The sequence below is a fragment of the Frateuria flava genome, assembly GCF_017837635.1.
Lineage (GTDB): Bacteria > Pseudomonadota > Gammaproteobacteria > Xanthomonadales > Rhodanobacteraceae > Frateuria_A > Frateuria_A flava.
In genome coordinates, this window is the sequence record NZ_JAGJRS010000003.1 from 196,276 (window position 1) to 211,816 (window position 15,541).

Sequence of the window (15,541 nt, forward strand, 5' to 3'; positions counted from 1 at the left end):
GGGCCACATGAACGTGACTGCGCGCGCGGCCGACACGGCTGCCACCGACCGCTTGATCGCGCCGCACGGCGGCGTGCTCAAGGATCTGTACCTGCCGCCGGCGGAGGCTTCGGCGCTCGGCGCGCGCGTCGGCAGCCTGCCGTCGCTGCAACTCGACACACGACAACTGTGCGACCTGGAGTTGCTGCTCTCGGGCGCTTTCTCTCCGCTGGAAGGTTTCCTGGGCCGCAGCGACTACAACGGCGTGGTCGAGGACATGCGCCTGGCCGACGGCACGCTGTGGCCGATGCCGATCACCCTGGACGTGGACGAGGCCTTCTCGGCCCACCTCGGGCGCGGCAGCGAAGTCGTGCTGCGCGATGGCGAAGGCGTGGCGCTGGCGGTGCTCGAGGTGGAGGACATCTACTGGCCCGACCGCCTGCACGAAGCGCTGCGCGTGTTCGGCACCAGCGACCGCACGCATCCGGCCGTGGCCGAACTGCTCGACCGCACCGGCCCGGTCTACCTGGGCGGTCGCGTGCGGGGCCTGCAGCGTCCCGCGCATATGGACTTCGCCGAACTTCGCGACACACCGCGCGAACTGCGGGCCTGGTTCGCGGCCAACGGCTGGCACCGTATCGTCGCGTTCCAGACCCGCAACCCGATGCACCGGGCACACCGCGAACTGACCCTGCGGGCAGCCGAGCAGGTCGGCGCCCGGTTGCTGATCCAGCCTTCGGTCGGGCGCACCAAGCCTGACGACGTCGACTACTCCACCCGCGTGCGTTGCTATCGCGCATTGCTCTCCCACTATCCCGAGGGACAGGCGAAGTTGTCGCTACTGCCGCTGGCCATGCGCATGGGCGGTCCGCGCGAGGCGATGTGGCATGCGCTGATCCGCAAGAACTACGGCGCCAGCCACTTCATCGTCGGGCGCGACCACGCCGGTCCGGGCAAGGACGCCAGCGGCAAGCCGTTCTATGGCCCGTACGAAGCCCAGCAACTGCTCGAACGGCATCAGGAAGAAGTGGGCATCCGGATCGTGCCGTTCCCGGCCATGGTGTACGCGGTCAACCGCGACACCTATATCCCGGCAACCGAGGTCGAACCCACCGACGAGGTACGCGACATCTCCGGAACCGAACTGCGCCGGCGCCTGCGCGAAGGCAGCGAGATCCCCGAGTGGTTCTCTTTCCCCGACGTGGTGAAGATCCTGCGCGAGCGGCATCCGTCCGCCGCGCCTTAGACAGGCGCGCTTTCCGTGCCGGAGAGGGAGCAGGAGCGTGCGCTTCGGAGGAGCCTCAGGCGGTCTCTGGAACTGCGGCTGGCGCGAGCGGCATCCACGACGCCGTAAACCCGAGCTCCCTCTCCCCTGCGGGGAGAGAGCTGGGGTGAGGGGCCGGGGCTCGCGGGAAACAATCCGTGTGCAGTCCCGGATCGTCCAAGAGCCCAAGGCCCGGATCCCGCCTCATTCAACATCTTCGCGAGCCCCCGCCCCTCACCCCAACCCTCTCCCCGAAGGGGAGAGGGAGCAGGAGCGTGCGCTTCGGAGGAGCCTCAGGCGGTCTCTGGAACTGCGGCTGGCGCGAGCGGCATCCACGACGCCGTAAACCCGAGCTCCCTCTCCCCTGCGGGGAGAGGACTGGGGTGAGGGGCCGGGGCTCGCGGGAAACTATCCGTGTGCAGTCCCGATCGTCCAAGAGCAAAGGCCCCGGATCCCGCCTCATTCACCATCTTCGCGAGCCCCGCCCCCTCACCCCGACCTTCCCCTCCCGGAGGGAAGAGGGAGCTGCCGGGCGAATCGAATTTCAAGCCGCGTCCGGAAGCGCCACGGCACGCTCACGCCAGTGCGGCGCCTTTGGCCATTCGACGGGCTCGTCGTCACCGGCCAGCGCGCGCGCCACGTCCCGCCGATCCAGGTGCGGCGCAAATTGCCGGATGAACTCCAGCACGAACTCCCGCACCACCGCTTCCCGCCGCAGCACGATCCAGGTAGTGCATTGCGGGAACAGGTGATCGGCCGGCAACACGTGCAGGTCCGCGTCGGTCGCCAGCATGGCCATCTCGCCGAGCACGCCCACGCCCATGCCGGCGCGCACGTAGGTCTTGATGAGGTCGGCATCGCCCGCGGTCATCGCGATCTGCGGTTCCAGCCCCGCCGTCTCGAACACTCGCCGCAGCGAGGACTCCGGTTTCAGCGAGGAGTCGTAGCTGATCAGCGGCTCCGCGGCGAGCTCGGCCAGCGTGGGCGGTAAGGCACGCCGCGCCAGGGCGTGGTCGCTTGGCGCCACGACCACCCGATGCCAACGGTAGGCGGGCAGGGCAACGCCCAACGCGGGCGGCGCGCCAGCGGTGCTGATCACCGCCAGGTCGACGCGCCCGGCCTCAAGTTGCGCCAGCACGTCAGCGTCCTGGCCGGGCTGCAGGTGCACGCTCACGTGCGGATAGGCGAGGTTGAGCGCGGCGATCGAACCGGGCAGGGCAAAGCGCGCCTGGGTATGCGTGGTCGCGATGCGCAGCTCGCCGTGCGCCTCGTTGCGCAGGTTGGCGGCGATCGAGCGGATGTTGGCCGCCTCGGCCAGGATCACCCGTGCGCGCTCGAGCACCTGGCGGCCGGCGTGGGTGACCGCATCCAGGCTCTTGCCCTTGCGCACGAAGAGCTTGAAGCCAAGTTCGTCCTCAAGCTGCTTGAGCTGTTTGCTGAGGCCGGGCTGCGTGGCGTGCACGCGCTCGGCGGCCAGGGTGATGTTGAGCCCGGCGTCGGCGATCGCGACCAGGCAGCGGAGTTGAACGAGGGTCATGGCAGGGTATCCGTGTTCGTTCGGCAGAAGGGATGGGTGCGGACGAATCACGGCTACATCGCCCGGACGCTCGCGGGCGCGGGGCGTGGTGATTGCGTGGTGGCTGCCGTTCGATCAACATATTTGGACGTCTATACGGCCAATGAATCATTGTGTCAAGGCAATGTATCCGCCGCTCCGGTCCACATGCCGTGAAGGCATATGCCGCCCGCCACAAATCATTTGTCGCCTCCAAAGCGCCGGCCTAGCTTGGCCGGACTCCTCCTGCAGGCCGCTCCCTTGAAGCTCTACCCGCTGTTTGCCGATCTTTCGCGTCGCGCCGTCCTAGTGGTCGGCGGCGGTGCCGTGGCCGAGCGCAAGGTGGCGGCGCTGCTGGACGCCGGTGCGCAGGTGACGGTGAACGCCCCCGCGCTGACACCGTTGCTGCGCCAGTGGGTGGAGCAGGGCACCGTCGCCCATCGTCCGGAAGCCTTCCGGGAAACCTGGCTCGACCGCGTCTGGCTGGTGGTCGCGGCCACCTCCGACCGCGCGACCAATGCCCTGATCGCCGAGCTGGCCGGGCTGCGGCGCCTGTTCGTCAACGTGGTGGACGACGCGCAACTGTCCAGCTTCCACGTGCCGGCGGTGATCGACCGCGCGCCACTGACCATCGCGATTTCCAGCGGTGGCCAGGCCCCCATGCTGGCGCGCCTGCTGCGCGAGCGGCTGGAAACCCTGCTCGATCACTCGCTGGGTGCGCTGGCCACGCTGGCGGCGCGGTTGCGACCGCGCATCCGCCTGCGCTTCAAGCAGCCGGCCGCGCGGCGGCGCTTCTACGAGACGCTGTTCGCCGGTCCGGTGGCGACCCTGTTGCGCCAGGGGCGCGAGGCCGAAGCGCGCCTGGCCGCCGAGCGTGCACTGGCCGATCCGCCCGGAGCTTCCACCGGCTCGGTGGTGCTGGTCGGCGCCGGCCCCGGCGATCCGGGCCTGCTCACCCTGCGTGGCCTGCGCGCGCTCAACGAGGCGGACGTGATCCTGCACGACCGCCTGGTCAGCGCCGAGGTATTGGCGCTGGCACGCCGCGACGCGGAGCGCATCGAGGTTGGCAAGCAGGCGGGCAACCACCACGCGACGCAGGCGCAGATCCACGACCTGATGCGCGCGCACGCCAGCGCCGGCCGCCGCGTCGTGCGGCTGAAGGGCGGCGACCCGTTCGTGTTCGGCCGCGGTGGCGAGGAGCTGGAGTTCCTGCGCGCCCACGGCATCCCCTACGAGGTTGTCCCCGGCATCACCGCCGCGCTCGCCTGCGCCGCCTATGCCGGCGTGCCGTTGACCCACCGCGAGCACGCGCAGTCGGTGCGCCTGCTCACCGCACACTGCCAGGCCTCGCACGACACGCTCGACTGGTCCGCGCTGGCGCAGGAGAAGCAGACGCTGGCGGTCTATATGGGCGTCGCCGAGCTGGCCACGCTGCAGTCGAAACTGCTCGAACACGGCCGCGCGCCGGCCACCCCGTTCGCCCTGGTGGAAAACGGCTCGCGCGCCGGACAGCGCGTCGTGACCGGCACGCTGGCCCAGCTCGCCGAGCGTGCCCAAGCCCATGCGGTTCGTTCACCTGCGCTGCTGATACTCGGCGAGGTCGCCGCGCTGGCGGGTTCGCTGGCGTGGTTCGGTGCGCCTCCCCTGGGGGCCAGCATCCGCGACTTCGGCGAGGCGGGCAGGGCGGCCCGTGCTCGCCCACCGGCACGCCAGGACGACGTGCTCGCCGCGCTCCACCAGGCATGACCCATTCGCCGGCGCTCGCCGGCACCCTTCCAGGAGTCAGTACCCATGATCTACGACAGCATCCTCGACACCATCGGCAACACGCCGATCGTCAAGCTGCACCGGCTTGCCCCGAAGCACGTCGAGCTCTACGTGAAGGTCGAGGCCTTCAATCCCGCCGGCTCGGTGAAGGACCGCCTGGCGCTGGCGATCATCCTGGACGCCGAGCAACGCGGCACGCTCAAGCCCGGCCAGACCGTGATCGAGGCGACCTCCGGCAACACCGGCGTGGCGCTGGCCGCGGTATGCGCCGCGCGTGGCTACCCGTTCGTGGCGGTGATGACCGAAACGTTCTCGATCGAGCGGCGCAAGCTGATCCGCGCCTACGGCGGCAAGGTCGTGCTCACGCCCGCGGCGGCCCGCGGCACCGGCATGGTGGAGAAGGCGGCCGAACTGGCGAAGAAGCACGGCTGGTTCCTCGCCAACCAGTTCGAGAACCCGGCCAACCCGGCTTATCACCGCAGCACGACGGCGGCCGAGATCCTGCGCGACTTCGCCGGCCGCCGGCTCGACTATTTCGTCACCGGTTGGGGCACCGGCGGCACGCTCACCGGCGTGGGCGAAGTGCTCAAGGTCGCCCGTCCGGAGGTGAAGATCATCGCCAGCGAACCGGCCGGTGCGGCCATGCTCTCGGGCAAGGAGTGGCAGCCGCACAAGATCCAGGGGTGGACGCCGGATTTCGTGCCGGGCGTGCTCAACCGCGAGGTGGTCGACCAGATCCTGCCGGTGGACGACACCGTCGCGCGGGACACCTCGCGCAGGCTGGCCGAACAGGAAGGCATCTTCGTCGGCCTTTCCTCCGGCGCGACGCTGGCAGCGGCACTGCAGGCGGCCAAGGACGCGCCGGAAAGCTCGGTGCTGCTGGCGATGCTGCCGGACACCGGCGAGCGGTATCTCTCGACGTTCCTGTTCGAGGGCGTCAACGAAGGTTCGGATGAGGTGGAGCAGCCCAGTTCGTCGTTGGGACAGAGGGCCGCCGCCGTCTGAGTGCTCGAGGCAAGGCTTCCCCCATCCGCCCTGTCGGGCACCTTCCCCCGTGGGACGGGGGAAGGATCACGAGCGGGATTCGCTCGGATGGGAAGGATCACTAGCGGGACCCGGCTCGGATAGGGACGGATCACGAGCGGGACCCGGCTCGATCACGAGCGGGACCGGCTTGGACGGGGAAGGATCACGATCGGGACAAGGCTCGAAGGGAGATCACGAGCGGGATCCGCTCGAACGGCGAGGGATCACGAGCCAATTCGGCGATCCCCCAAAGCGGGTCTTTTCCCATCGAAGGCGGGAAGCATCACGAACCGTAATGCAGCAAGTGAGCCTTCACCCGTTGCACGGGGGAAGGTGCCCGAAGGGCGGATGGGGGAGGCCGGAGCGCGCGCCCCCCATCTAGGCTACCCGCCGCACCCTCGCGGCCCGCGGCGCCTGTCGACCCAGCTCCCACTGATCGATCAACTTGCGCCCCACATGCGCCAGCGCTTCGATCGCCGGCAGCAGCTCGCGGCCCAGCGGCGTGAGCGCGTACTCGGCCGAGGGCGGCGACGTATCGAGCACCCGCCGCGTCACCAGCCCACGCGATTCCAGTTCGCGCAGACGCGCACTGAGCACGCGCGCGGAGATGCGCGGGATGTCGTGGCGCAACTCGCCGAAGCGCCGCGGCTCGGCACTGAGGTACCAGATCACGTTCGGCGCCCACGCGCCGCGCAGCAGCGCCAGGCTTTCGGTGAGCGGGCACGCCGGCGGCGGCGCGGTGACCTTGCTCTTGCGTACGGGCAGGCCCATGCAGGCGCGTCCTCGGTAACCGTGGAGATACCACATTCTGGCACTAATCCAAGGTTAGGTGGTATCCATCAGTAACCTTCAAAGGCTAGGATGCGCGCCACGTCCAAGGACGTCCAAACCCCCACGAAGGAGAGTCACTCATGAAGCTCTACTACATGCCCGGCGCCTGCTCGCTTTCCCCGCACATCGTCGCGCGCGAGGCCGGCATCGACCTTCAGCTGGTGAAGGTCGACGGCAAGACCAAGCGCACCGAGGACGGTGCCGATTTCCTGGCGATCAACCCGAAGGGCTACGTGCCTGCGTTGGAGCTGGACGATGGCCAGCTGTTGACCGAGGGCCCGGCGATCGTGCAGTACCTGGCCGACCTCAAGCCGGCCTCGGGCCTGGCGCCGGCCAACGGCACCCTGGCGCGCTACCGCCTGCAGGAAGTGCTCGGCTACATCAACTCCGAGATCCACAAGTCCTACAGCCCGCTGTTCAAGCCGGACACGCCCGAGGCGACGCGGCAGGAGCGCAAGGAGTACCTGCGCAAGCGCTATGCACTGCTGGAAAGCACGCTGGCGACGCATCCGTGGCTGCTGGGCGAGCAGTTCACCGCGGCCGACGCCTACCTGTTCACGGTGACCAACTGGGCGCGGCACGTGGACCTGGATCTGTCCGACTTCCCGGCGCTGCAGGCGTTCCAGCACCGCATGCTCGAGCGCCCGGCAGTGCAGGAAGTGATGGATGCCGAAGGGCTGGCGCGGCGGGCGACGGCGGCGGCGTGAGGAACGCGGGTCGGGGGCGCGCCTCTCGGCTTCGCTACGAGGGAGGTTGGCGGCGAGCCTTGCAGGCCGATGGCAAGGCCCGAACCCTCACCCCAACCCCTCTCCCGGCGGGAGAGGGGCTTTTCTCCCACCCTCTCCGCGCGAGAGAGCGGCTTCTCTCCCTCCCTCTCCCCGCGGGAGAGGGGCTTTTTTCATCCCTCTCCCCTCGGGAGAGGGAGTCCGCAGGGCGGGAGAGGGTTCGGGCGGAGCATGGGGCCACATGCACCCCTTCGACTTCGGCCCTGCGGGCCTACGCTCAGGGCGAACGGCTTTTAACCAGGGCGAAGGCTCTGACCAGGGCGAAAGCTCTAACCAGGGCGAATGGCGTCAATCAGCGCGAACGGCGCCGCCAAGGCGAATGGCTTCCATACGAGCCGCGGTAAAGAAAAACCGTTCGCCCTGAGCGTAGCGAAGCGAAGTCGAAGGGCCCGCCCCGCGCAGATCAGACCTCGCGCGCCAGCCCCTCGGCCAGCCCCACATACCCACCCGGCGTCAGCTCCAGCAACCGCTGCTTCGCCTCGGCAGGCAACGCCAGCCCCTCGATGAACGTCCGCATCGACTCCCGCGTGATGCCTTGCCCACGCGTCAGCGCCTTCAACTGCTCGTACGGCTCCGGCAACCCGTAGCGCCGCATCACGGTCTGCACCGCCTCGGCCAGCACTTCCCAGCTCGCATCCAGATCGGCAGCAAGCCGGTCCGCATTCACCGTCAGCTTGCCCAGGCCCTTCTGCAGCGACTCCAGCGCCACCAGCGTGTGCCCGAACGCCGTGCCCAACGCGCGCAACACGGTCGAATCGGTGAGATCGCGCTGCCACCGGCTGATCGGCAGCTTCTCGGCAAAATGCCCCAGCAAGGCATTGGCCAGTCCGAAGTTGCCCTCGGCGTTCTCGAAGTCGATCGGGTTGACCTTGTGCGGCATCGTCGAGGAGCCGACCTCGCCCGCCTTCAGCGCCTGCTTGAAGTAGCCCAGTGAAATGTAGCCCCAGATGTCGCGCGCCAGGTCGATCAGGATGATGTTCGCGCGGCGCACCGCGTCGCAGTACTCGGCCACGCCGTCATGCGGCTCGATCTGCGTGGTGTAGGCGTTGTAATCGAGCCCCAGACTTTCCACGAAGCGCCGCGAGAACGCGCGCCAGTCCAGCTCCGGATAGGTGATCGCATGGGCGTTGTAGTTGCCCACCGCGCCGTTGATCTTGCCGGGAATCTCGACGCCGGCCAGCTGCGCGCGCTGGCGCTGCAGGCGCGCCACCACGTTCGCCAGTTCCTTGCCCAGCGTGCTGGGCGAGGCGGTCTGCCCGTGCGTGCGCGAGAGCATCGGCATGCCGGCGTTGGCGTGCGCCAGCTCGCGCAGGCGGGCGATGAGGCGGTCGAACATCGGCAGCAGCACGCCCTCGCGCGCATCGCGCAGCATCAGCGCGTAGGACAGGTTGTTGATGTCCTCGCTGGTGCAGGCGAAATGCACGAACTCCTTCGCCTGCGCCAGCGCCGGGTCCGCGCCGATGCGCTCCTTGATGAAGTACTCGATCGCCTTGACGTCGTGGTTGGTCGTCGCCTCGATCGCCTTGACGCGCTCGCCGTCCGCCACGCTGAAGTCATTGGCGATCGCGCGCAGCTGGTCGACCTGGGCGCCGGAGAAGGGCGGCAGCTCGACGATGGCGCCTTCGGCGGCCAGCGCCAGCAGCCATTCGATCTCCACCTGCACGCGCCGATGCATCAGGCCGAATTCGCTGAAGATCGGGCGCAGCGGCTCGACCTTGCCGGCGTAACGGCCATCCAGCGGCGACAGGGCGGTAAGGGCGTGGGTGGACATCGGCAGGTTCCGGCAAGGGGAAACGGGGCATTTTACATCCCGCTCCCGGTAGGCGCCTGCGGTCTTCCCTCCCGCGTCTGTAGGAGCGCCCTTGGGCGCGACCCGGATGGCGGTCGCGCCCAAGGGCGCTCCTGCAGGGCCCGGTGTTCACTCATGGCTGTTGTCCCCGGGCCAACGCGACCCAACCTATAGTCCTCCGATCTCCAAAGGAGCTGACCATGGCCGACTTCCGCACCGAACACGACAGCATGGGCGAGCTCAAGGTCCCTGCCGACGCGCTCTACGGCGCGCAGACCCAGCGCGCGATCCACAACTTCCCGATCTCCGGCCTGGCCCTGCCGCGCGACTTCATCCGCGCACTGGGCCTGATCAAGGCCGCCGCGGCGTCCGCCAACCTGGCGCTGGGTCATCTGAAGAAAGGGCAGGCGGCCGCCATCCGCAAGGCCGCGCTGGCGGTGGCGGAAGGGCGCTACGACACGCAGTTTCCGATCGACATATTCCAGACCGGCTCCGGCACCAGCACCAACATGAATGCCAACGAGGTGATCGCCCACCTCGCCGCGCAGGGCGGCGCGAAGGTGCACCCCAACGACCACGTCAATTACGGCCAGAGCTCCAACGACGTGATCCCCACGGCGATCCACGTCAGCGCCACGCTGGCCACCAGCGAGCGCCTGCTGCCCGCGCTCAGGCACCTGAAGAAAACCATCGACAAGCGCGCCCGCGAGCTGAAGAACGTACCCAAGACCGGGCGCACCCACCTGATGGACGCGATGCCGGTGACCTTCGGCCAGGAGCTCTCCGGCTGGTCCGCGCAGATCGGTGCGGCCATCGAGCGCATCGAGGATGCGCTCAAGCGCATGCGCCGACTGCCGCAGGGCGGGACCGCGGTGGGCACCGGCATCAACGCCGATCCGAAGTTCGGCCCGGCGGTGGCGCGCGAACTGAAGACGCTCACCGGCGTGCGCTTCGAATCGGCGGAAAACTTCTTCGAGGGCATGGCCTCGCAGGACGCCGCGGTCGAACTCTCTGGCGCGCTCAAGACCCTGGCCGTGGCGCTGATGAAGATCGCCAACGACCTGCGCTGGATGAATTCCGGCCCGCTGGCAGGCCTGGGCGAAATCGAGCTGCCCGCGCTGCAGCCGGGCTCCTCGATCATGCCCGGCAAGGTCAACCCGGTGATCCCGGAAGCCACCGCGATGGTCGCGGCGCAGGTGATCGGCAACGATGCGGCGATCACCCTCGGCGGCCAGTCCGGCAACTTCCAGCTCAACGTGATGCTGCCGATGATCGCCTACAACCTGCTGCAGTCGATCGACATCCTGGGCAACGTCAGCCGCCTGCTCGCCGACAAGGCCATCGCCGGCTTCAAGGTCAACCGCGAGCGCGTCAACCAGGCGCTGGCGATGAACCCGATCCTGGTCACCGCGCTCAATCCGGTGATCGGCTACGAGAAGGGCGCCGCCACCGCCAAGCAGGCCTACAAGGAAAAGCGCCCGATCATGGACGTGGCGCTGGAAACTACCGGCCTGTCGAAGGAGGAACTCAAGCAGCTCCTCGATCCCACCGCACTCACCCGCGGCGGCATCCACGGCGAGTAGCTCCGGGCCTCAACCGGCCCCTGTAGGAGCGCACCCTGTGCGCGACCGCCATGCATCCCGGTCGCGCACAGGGTGCGCTCCTACAGAAGCCCGCCCCCGGCAGGAAACGCTTGGTGCGCGACCGGTCCGGTGAAGCCACGGTCGCGCACAGCCCCGTGCGCGGCAGGAAGGACGTAGCGACGCCGCTTGCCCCGCCCGACACGCGACGGGGCGGCGCCGTGGCCGCCCCGCGCGAGCGACTTACGGAAGGAACCAGGCGTGCTTGCCCGCGACGCCGTTGGTGACGTTCCTGGAGGTCTTGTTGCGCAGGTCGATCCTGCGCACCCACTGGTTGTTCCCGACCTGGTTGAACAACAGCTGCGTGCCGTCCGACGACCAGCCGGAGATGGACGGCATGTAGACATCCGGGTTCGTCGTCTGCGCAGGCGCCAGGTGAACGTTGCTCCCATCGGCACGCATGATGTAGATGCGCGGGTTTCCCCCCACGGTGTCCGAGTGCAGGAAGGCGATCTTTGAGCCATCCGGCGAGTAAACCGGATCGTTGCCGGTGATCGAGAGCGGCGTGAGCAGGTTGGTGTTGAAGTCGATCAGGTACATCTGGCCCCCCGCGAACACGCCGTGCTTGCGATCGGGGGAAATCACCAGGTCGCCTTCGCTGTCATCGAATACCTGCGCGGTGAGCTTGACGGCCGATCCGGTGGACACGTTGACCCGATAGGCGTCGGTGTAATTTTTTTCCGGCTCGAGCCCGCCTTCGGGGGCGCTGGCGACCAGCAGGATGCCGTTGCCGCTGGGCGTCCACTGCGACAGCGTGACAGCAATGCTCCAGGACTCGCCCGACTCGCCATGCGGGCAGAACACGATGTGCCGGTTGGTGCCATCGGCGCGGACCGTCGCAAGGCACTGGCCGTGGCCGCTGGTGGTGACGTAGGCGATGAGGCCGTTGGGTCCCCACAGGGGATCCAGATGATCGCTGTCGTCCGTGGTGATCTGGCGCGCCGCGCCGCCCTGCCGGTCGACGACGTAGAGCTGCGTCTCGGCATACAGGCCCCGGTTGCTTCCCTGCCGACCCAGCTCGTACACGACCGAGCCGCCGCCGGGCGACCAGCTGCTGCTGAGGATGTCGTAGCCGTATCTCACGGGAACCAGCGTCGTCAGGTTCTGCCCGGACGGCGGCACCCGGTACAGCTGGGACCCGTAGGTGAAGTCGAACCGGAAGATCGTCCGGGTGACGAGGATCGGGGCGGTGGAGGTCTGTGCGACAGCGGTCGACGCGCCCAGGGCCGTGAGCAGCAGGGCACAGAGGGAGCCGGCAAGCTTATGGTTTTTCATGGGTGATGCTCCTGACGGAAGTCCCCCTGATTCGGCTCGTTGCGGTCTGGTCCGACCCCGCTGAAACGCGGGCTCCCTGTTGGGCTCGATCGCCACGGGTGTTCTGGCGGCGCGGAATATTGCTTCAATTTTTGTGATCGTTTTGCGTACGTTCATGTTGAGTTCGCTGTCCTCGACAGCTATTGCCCGAAACGCCGCGCCCGCAAGCGGGCAGCCATCGCCACGTCGCCCACTTCCGAGCCTTCCCCCGCGCCGCGGGGGAAGGTGCCGACAGGCGGATGGGGGCGAACGGAGCGGAATGCCCACGCACGCACCGCCCGCTTGGCAGGCAGGCGGGCGGCAGAGGGCGCTCTGCGCCCGTGCGTCTCGGAAAAAGTTCTGCGAGCCGCGCCGGACGCGGCTGAAGCTCAGCTGCAGTGCAACGAGGTCCCGCGCGCGTCAGCGCTCGGGAAAGGCGGCGCTAGGGAGCAGGCGGTCGAGCCGCTACCGGCTCGCGGTGTCGCCATGGGCGATCGTGCGGTCACCCTTGCGTCCACCCGGCACCACTTGCCATCCCGGTGCGAGCTTCATCGTCCAGCCCTGGCCACGCAGCGTGCCGCCCGCCGCATCGCCTTCGGGCGCCGCCACCGTCAGCAGCTTCCAGTCCGGCGCCATCAACGCACCGCCATCGACGCTGATCGAACCCCAGTCGTCGATCACCTGCATGGTCGGATAGACCGTCCCCGCATCGCCCAGCGGCATCAGGTTGCTCGGGTTGAACTGCACCTTCATGTGCTCGAGTGGCAGCTTCAGCACCGGCCCGGTCATCAGTTGCGCCTTGTACTTCGCTGCCTGCTTCGCCCGGGACTCGGCACGCGCCTGCTCGCTGGCAAGCAGGGCAGGGCCGTCGTAGCGGGCGGCCAGCTTCTCCACGTCCGGCCTGCGCGCCATGTCCACGTGCAACGCCTCGGCCAGCATCCCCGCGGGCGATCCACCCTTGACGATCGCCTTGCGCCAGCCGGGCCGGTAGCGATCGAGCAGGATTCCGTACGCCGGCCCGCTCGGGTACGCGAACGAGCGCGCGAAGGTCGTGTCGTTCTTCGGATGCCAGGTGAGATCCCAGCGCGCCATCGCCACCTGCCCGGCCGGCGTGCGATTGCCGACCATCACCCCGGTGTACTCGGCCAGTCCCTCGTTGCGCTCCAGCGCGGTCTCGGCCTGCTCGGCCCCGGGGAACTTCTGGTAGCGCGCCGCGCGGAAGGCCAGCGCATCGGCGGCGCGTGCGCGACGCTCGGCATCGGTCTTCGCCGCCAGCGCCGCATCCAGCGCGCGCCACTCCAGTTGCACCGTGTAGCGGCCTTCCAGCGTATCCATGTGCGGCGCGTCGCGACCGTTCAACGGCAGCCCCAGGCTGTCCTGGATCCGGTGGAAAGCTTCGTGCGCCATGATCGTGTGACGCTGCGCTGCATCCTCCTTCAACGGCCACAGCATCTCGGTCCAGTGCACGCCGGCCCAATCCACCGCGGTGTTGGCGATCGCCTGGTCGGGCGGCAACTGGCCCACGTACACGCCGCCTTCGGCGCGCAGGTGTCCCTCGGCATCCGCCTGGTTGGCGACCACCCGGCGCGTGACCGGGTCCACCAGCAGGGTGGGACCGCAAAGCGACTTGCCCCACAAGTGGCCGCCATCGGCACGGCACAACTGCGCGGCTTCGTCGAGGTAGCGGTGGGCGAGGGCGGTATCGATCGCCGGCGCGTCGGCGCCCATCGCGGTCGGAGCCAGCACGGCCAGCATCAGGCAAGGCAAAGCGGATCGAAGCGACATGCGGCATCTCCCGGACAGGAACCGATCGACAGCTTGCCGCGCGAGTCTAGCGCCGCGTCCGCCCGCCGCCCCGTGCCGCCCGTCATCCCGCGAAAGCACCCGCGGGCCCGCTGGCTATACTCGACCATCTGCCTCAAGGAGCCGGCCATGAACGCCCCCACCCGCATCGACACCACCCGCACCATCCGCGCCCCGCGCGGCACCGAGTTGTCCTGCAAGAGCTGGCTCACCGAGGCGCCGTACCGGATGATCCAGAACAACCTCGATCCCGAGGTGGCGGAGAACCCGGCGGAGCTGGTGGTCTACGGCGGCATCGGCCGCGCCGCGCGCAACTGGGAATGCTTCGACGCCATCCTGCGCAGCCTGCGCGAGCTCAACGACGACGAAACCCTGCTGGTGCAGTCCGGCAAGCCGGTCGGCGTGTTCCCGACCCACCCGGACGCCCCGCGCGTGCTCATCGCCAATTCCAACCTGGTGCCGGCCTGGGCCAACTGGGAGCACTTCAACGAGCTCGATAAGAAGGGCCTGATGATGTACGGCCAGATGACGGCCGGAAGCTGGATCTACATCGGCTCGCAGGGCATCGTGCAGGGCACCTACGAGACCTTCGTGGAGATGGGCCGCCAGCACTACAACGGCAGCCTCAAGGGCAAGTGGATCCTCACCGCGGGCCTCGGCGGCATGGGCGGCGCGCAGCCGCTGGCCGCGAGCCTGGCCGGCGCCTGCTCGCTCACCATCGAATGCCAGCAGAGCCGCATCGACTTCCGCCTGAAGACCCGCTACGTCGACGAGCAGGCCACCGACCTGGACGACGCGCTGGCGCGCATCGAGAAGTACACGAAAGCCGGCGAAGCCAAATCCATCGCGCTGCTGGGCAACGCCGCCGAGGTGCTGCCCGAGCTGGTGCGCCGCGGCGTGCGGCCGGATGCGGTCACCGACCAGACCAGCGCGCACGACCCGGTCAACGGCTACCTGCCGCTCGGCTGGACGGTGGAAGAGTGGTTCGAGCGCCGCAAGAGCGACCCCAACGGCACCCGCGACGCCGCCAAGCGCTCGATGAAGCAGCACGTGGAAGCCATGCTCGCCTTCCACGCGCAGGGCATTCCCACCTTCGACTACGGCAACAACATCCGCCAGATGGCCAAGGACGAAGGCTGCGAGAACGCCTTTGCCTTCCCTGGCTTCGTGCCGGCGTTCGTGCGCCCCCTGTTCTGCCGCGGCATCGGCCCGTTCCGCTGGGTTGCGCTATCGGGTGATCCGGAGGACATCTACAAGACCGACCAGAAGGTCAAGGAACTGATCCCCGACGACAAGCACCTGCACAACTGGCTGGACATGGCCGAACAGCGGATCAGCTTCCAGGGGTTGCCGGCGCGGATTTGCTGGGTGGGACTGGGGCAGCGGCACAAGCTGGGGTTGGCGTTCAATGAGATGGTGCGGAAGGGGGAGTTGAAGGCGCCTGTTGTTATCGGGAGGGATCATCTCGATTCCGGCTCTGTCGCGAGCCCGAACCGCGAGACCGAGGCCATGAAGGACGGGAGCGATGCGGTGTCCGATTGGCCGTTACTCAATGCCATGCTCAATACGGCGGGTGGCGCGACCTGGGTTTCGCTACATCACGGCGGCGGCGTGGGAATGGGTTACAGCCAGCACTCGGGGGTGGTGATCGTGTGTGACGGGAGTGAGGCGGCGGATAAGCGGATTGCGCGGGTGTTGTGGAATGATCCTGGCACTGGCGTCATGCGGCATGCAGATGCGGGGTATGACGCTGCGGTTGCTTGCGCGGTAGAGAACGGATTGAAGCTCCCGATGATTTGAAGGAGATGC

The 15,541-nt window shown here is 68.3% G+C and carries 11 protein-coding genes; 6 read left to right on the forward strand and 5 right to left on the reverse strand.

What is annotated here, in order from left to right; genetic code table 11:
* Positions 1–7 precede the first annotated feature (7 nt).
* Entirely contained in the window at positions 8–1,225 is a 1,218-nt protein-coding gene (gene sat, locus J7I44_RS01635) for a sulfate adenylyltransferase (protein WP_209614825.1), read from the forward strand.
* 562 nt (positions 1,226–1,787) lie between these two features.
* Here sat and J7I44_RS01640 read toward each other — a convergent pair.
* Positions 1,788–2,780 (reverse strand): LysR substrate-binding domain-containing protein, encoded by a 993-nt coding sequence (locus J7I44_RS01640; protein WP_209614827.1) that lies wholly within the window; start codon positions 2,778–2,780, stop codon positions 1,788–1,790.
* 279 nt (positions 2,781–3,059) lie between these two features.
* On the opposite strand from J7I44_RS01640, the gene cysG reads away from it, so the two are divergent.
* Complete coding sequence (cysG, locus tag J7I44_RS01645; protein ID WP_245187859.1) at positions 3,060–4,544, forward strand: siroheme synthase CysG; 1,485 nt, start codon at positions 3,060–3,062, stop codon at positions 4,542–4,544.
* Positions 4,545–4,589: 45 nt separating this feature from the next.
* Entirely contained in the window at positions 4,590–5,570 is a 981-nt protein-coding gene (gene cysK / locus J7I44_RS01650) for a cysteine synthase A (RefSeq protein WP_209614832.1), read from the forward strand.
* Positions 5,571–5,969: 399 nt separating this feature from the next.
* On the opposite strand, the gene J7I44_RS01655 is transcribed toward cysK, so the two are convergent.
* On the reverse strand, positions 5,970–6,362 hold the full coding sequence (locus J7I44_RS01655) for a winged helix-turn-helix transcriptional regulator (RefSeq protein ID WP_209614834.1): 393 nt from the start codon (positions 6,360–6,362) through the stop codon (positions 5,970–5,972).
* A gap of 140 nt (positions 6,363–6,502) precedes the next feature.
* Here J7I44_RS01655 and gstA point away from each other — a divergent pair, with 140 nt between their 5' ends.
* The gene (gene gstA / locus J7I44_RS01660; RefSeq protein WP_209614836.1) at positions 6,503–7,129 is read left to right on the forward strand and encodes a glutathione transferase GstA; all 627 of its coding nucleotides are present in this window, start codon (positions 6,503–6,505) and stop codon (positions 7,127–7,129) included.
* Between the two features lie 481 nt (positions 7,130–7,610).
* Here the strand turns inward: gstA and purB are convergent, their stop codons facing one another.
* A complete protein-coding gene (purB, locus tag J7I44_RS01665) occupies positions 7,611–8,978 on the reverse strand; it encodes an adenylosuccinate lyase (protein WP_209614838.1) in 1,368 nt (455 codons plus the stop codon).
* 218 nt (positions 8,979–9,196) lie between these two features.
* On the opposite strand from purB, the gene J7I44_RS01670 reads away from it, so the two are divergent.
* A complete protein-coding gene (locus J7I44_RS01670) occupies positions 9,197–10,579 on the forward strand; it encodes a class II fumarate hydratase (protein WP_209614841.1) in 1,383 nt (460 codons plus the stop codon).
* 240 nt (positions 10,580–10,819) lie between these two features.
* Here J7I44_RS01670 and J7I44_RS01675 read toward each other — a convergent pair whose 3' ends face one another.
* Both J7I44_RS01675 and J7I44_RS01680 read right to left on the reverse strand, forming a co-directional pair.
* Positions 10,820–11,911, reverse strand: coding sequence for a TolB family protein (locus J7I44_RS01675; protein WP_209614843.1), 1,092 nt, complete (start codon positions 11,909–11,911; stop codon positions 10,820–10,822).
* A 483-nt stretch (positions 11,912–12,394) separates the two neighbouring features.
* The gene (locus tag J7I44_RS01680) at positions 12,395–13,714 is read right to left on the reverse strand and encodes a hypothetical protein (RefSeq protein WP_209614846.1); all 1,320 of its coding nucleotides are present in this window, start codon (positions 13,712–13,714) and stop codon (positions 12,395–12,397) included.
* Positions 13,715–13,861: 147 nt separating this feature from the next.
* Here J7I44_RS01680 and hutU point away from each other — a divergent pair, with 147 nt between their 5' ends.
* Positions 13,862–15,532 carry a urocanate hydratase gene (hutU, locus tag J7I44_RS01685; protein WP_209614848.1) on the forward strand — a complete coding sequence of 557 codons (1,671 nt, stop codon included), beginning with the start codon at positions 13,862–13,864 and terminating at the stop codon, positions 15,530–15,532.
* The last annotated feature ends 9 nt before the right edge of the window (positions 15,533–15,541 follow it).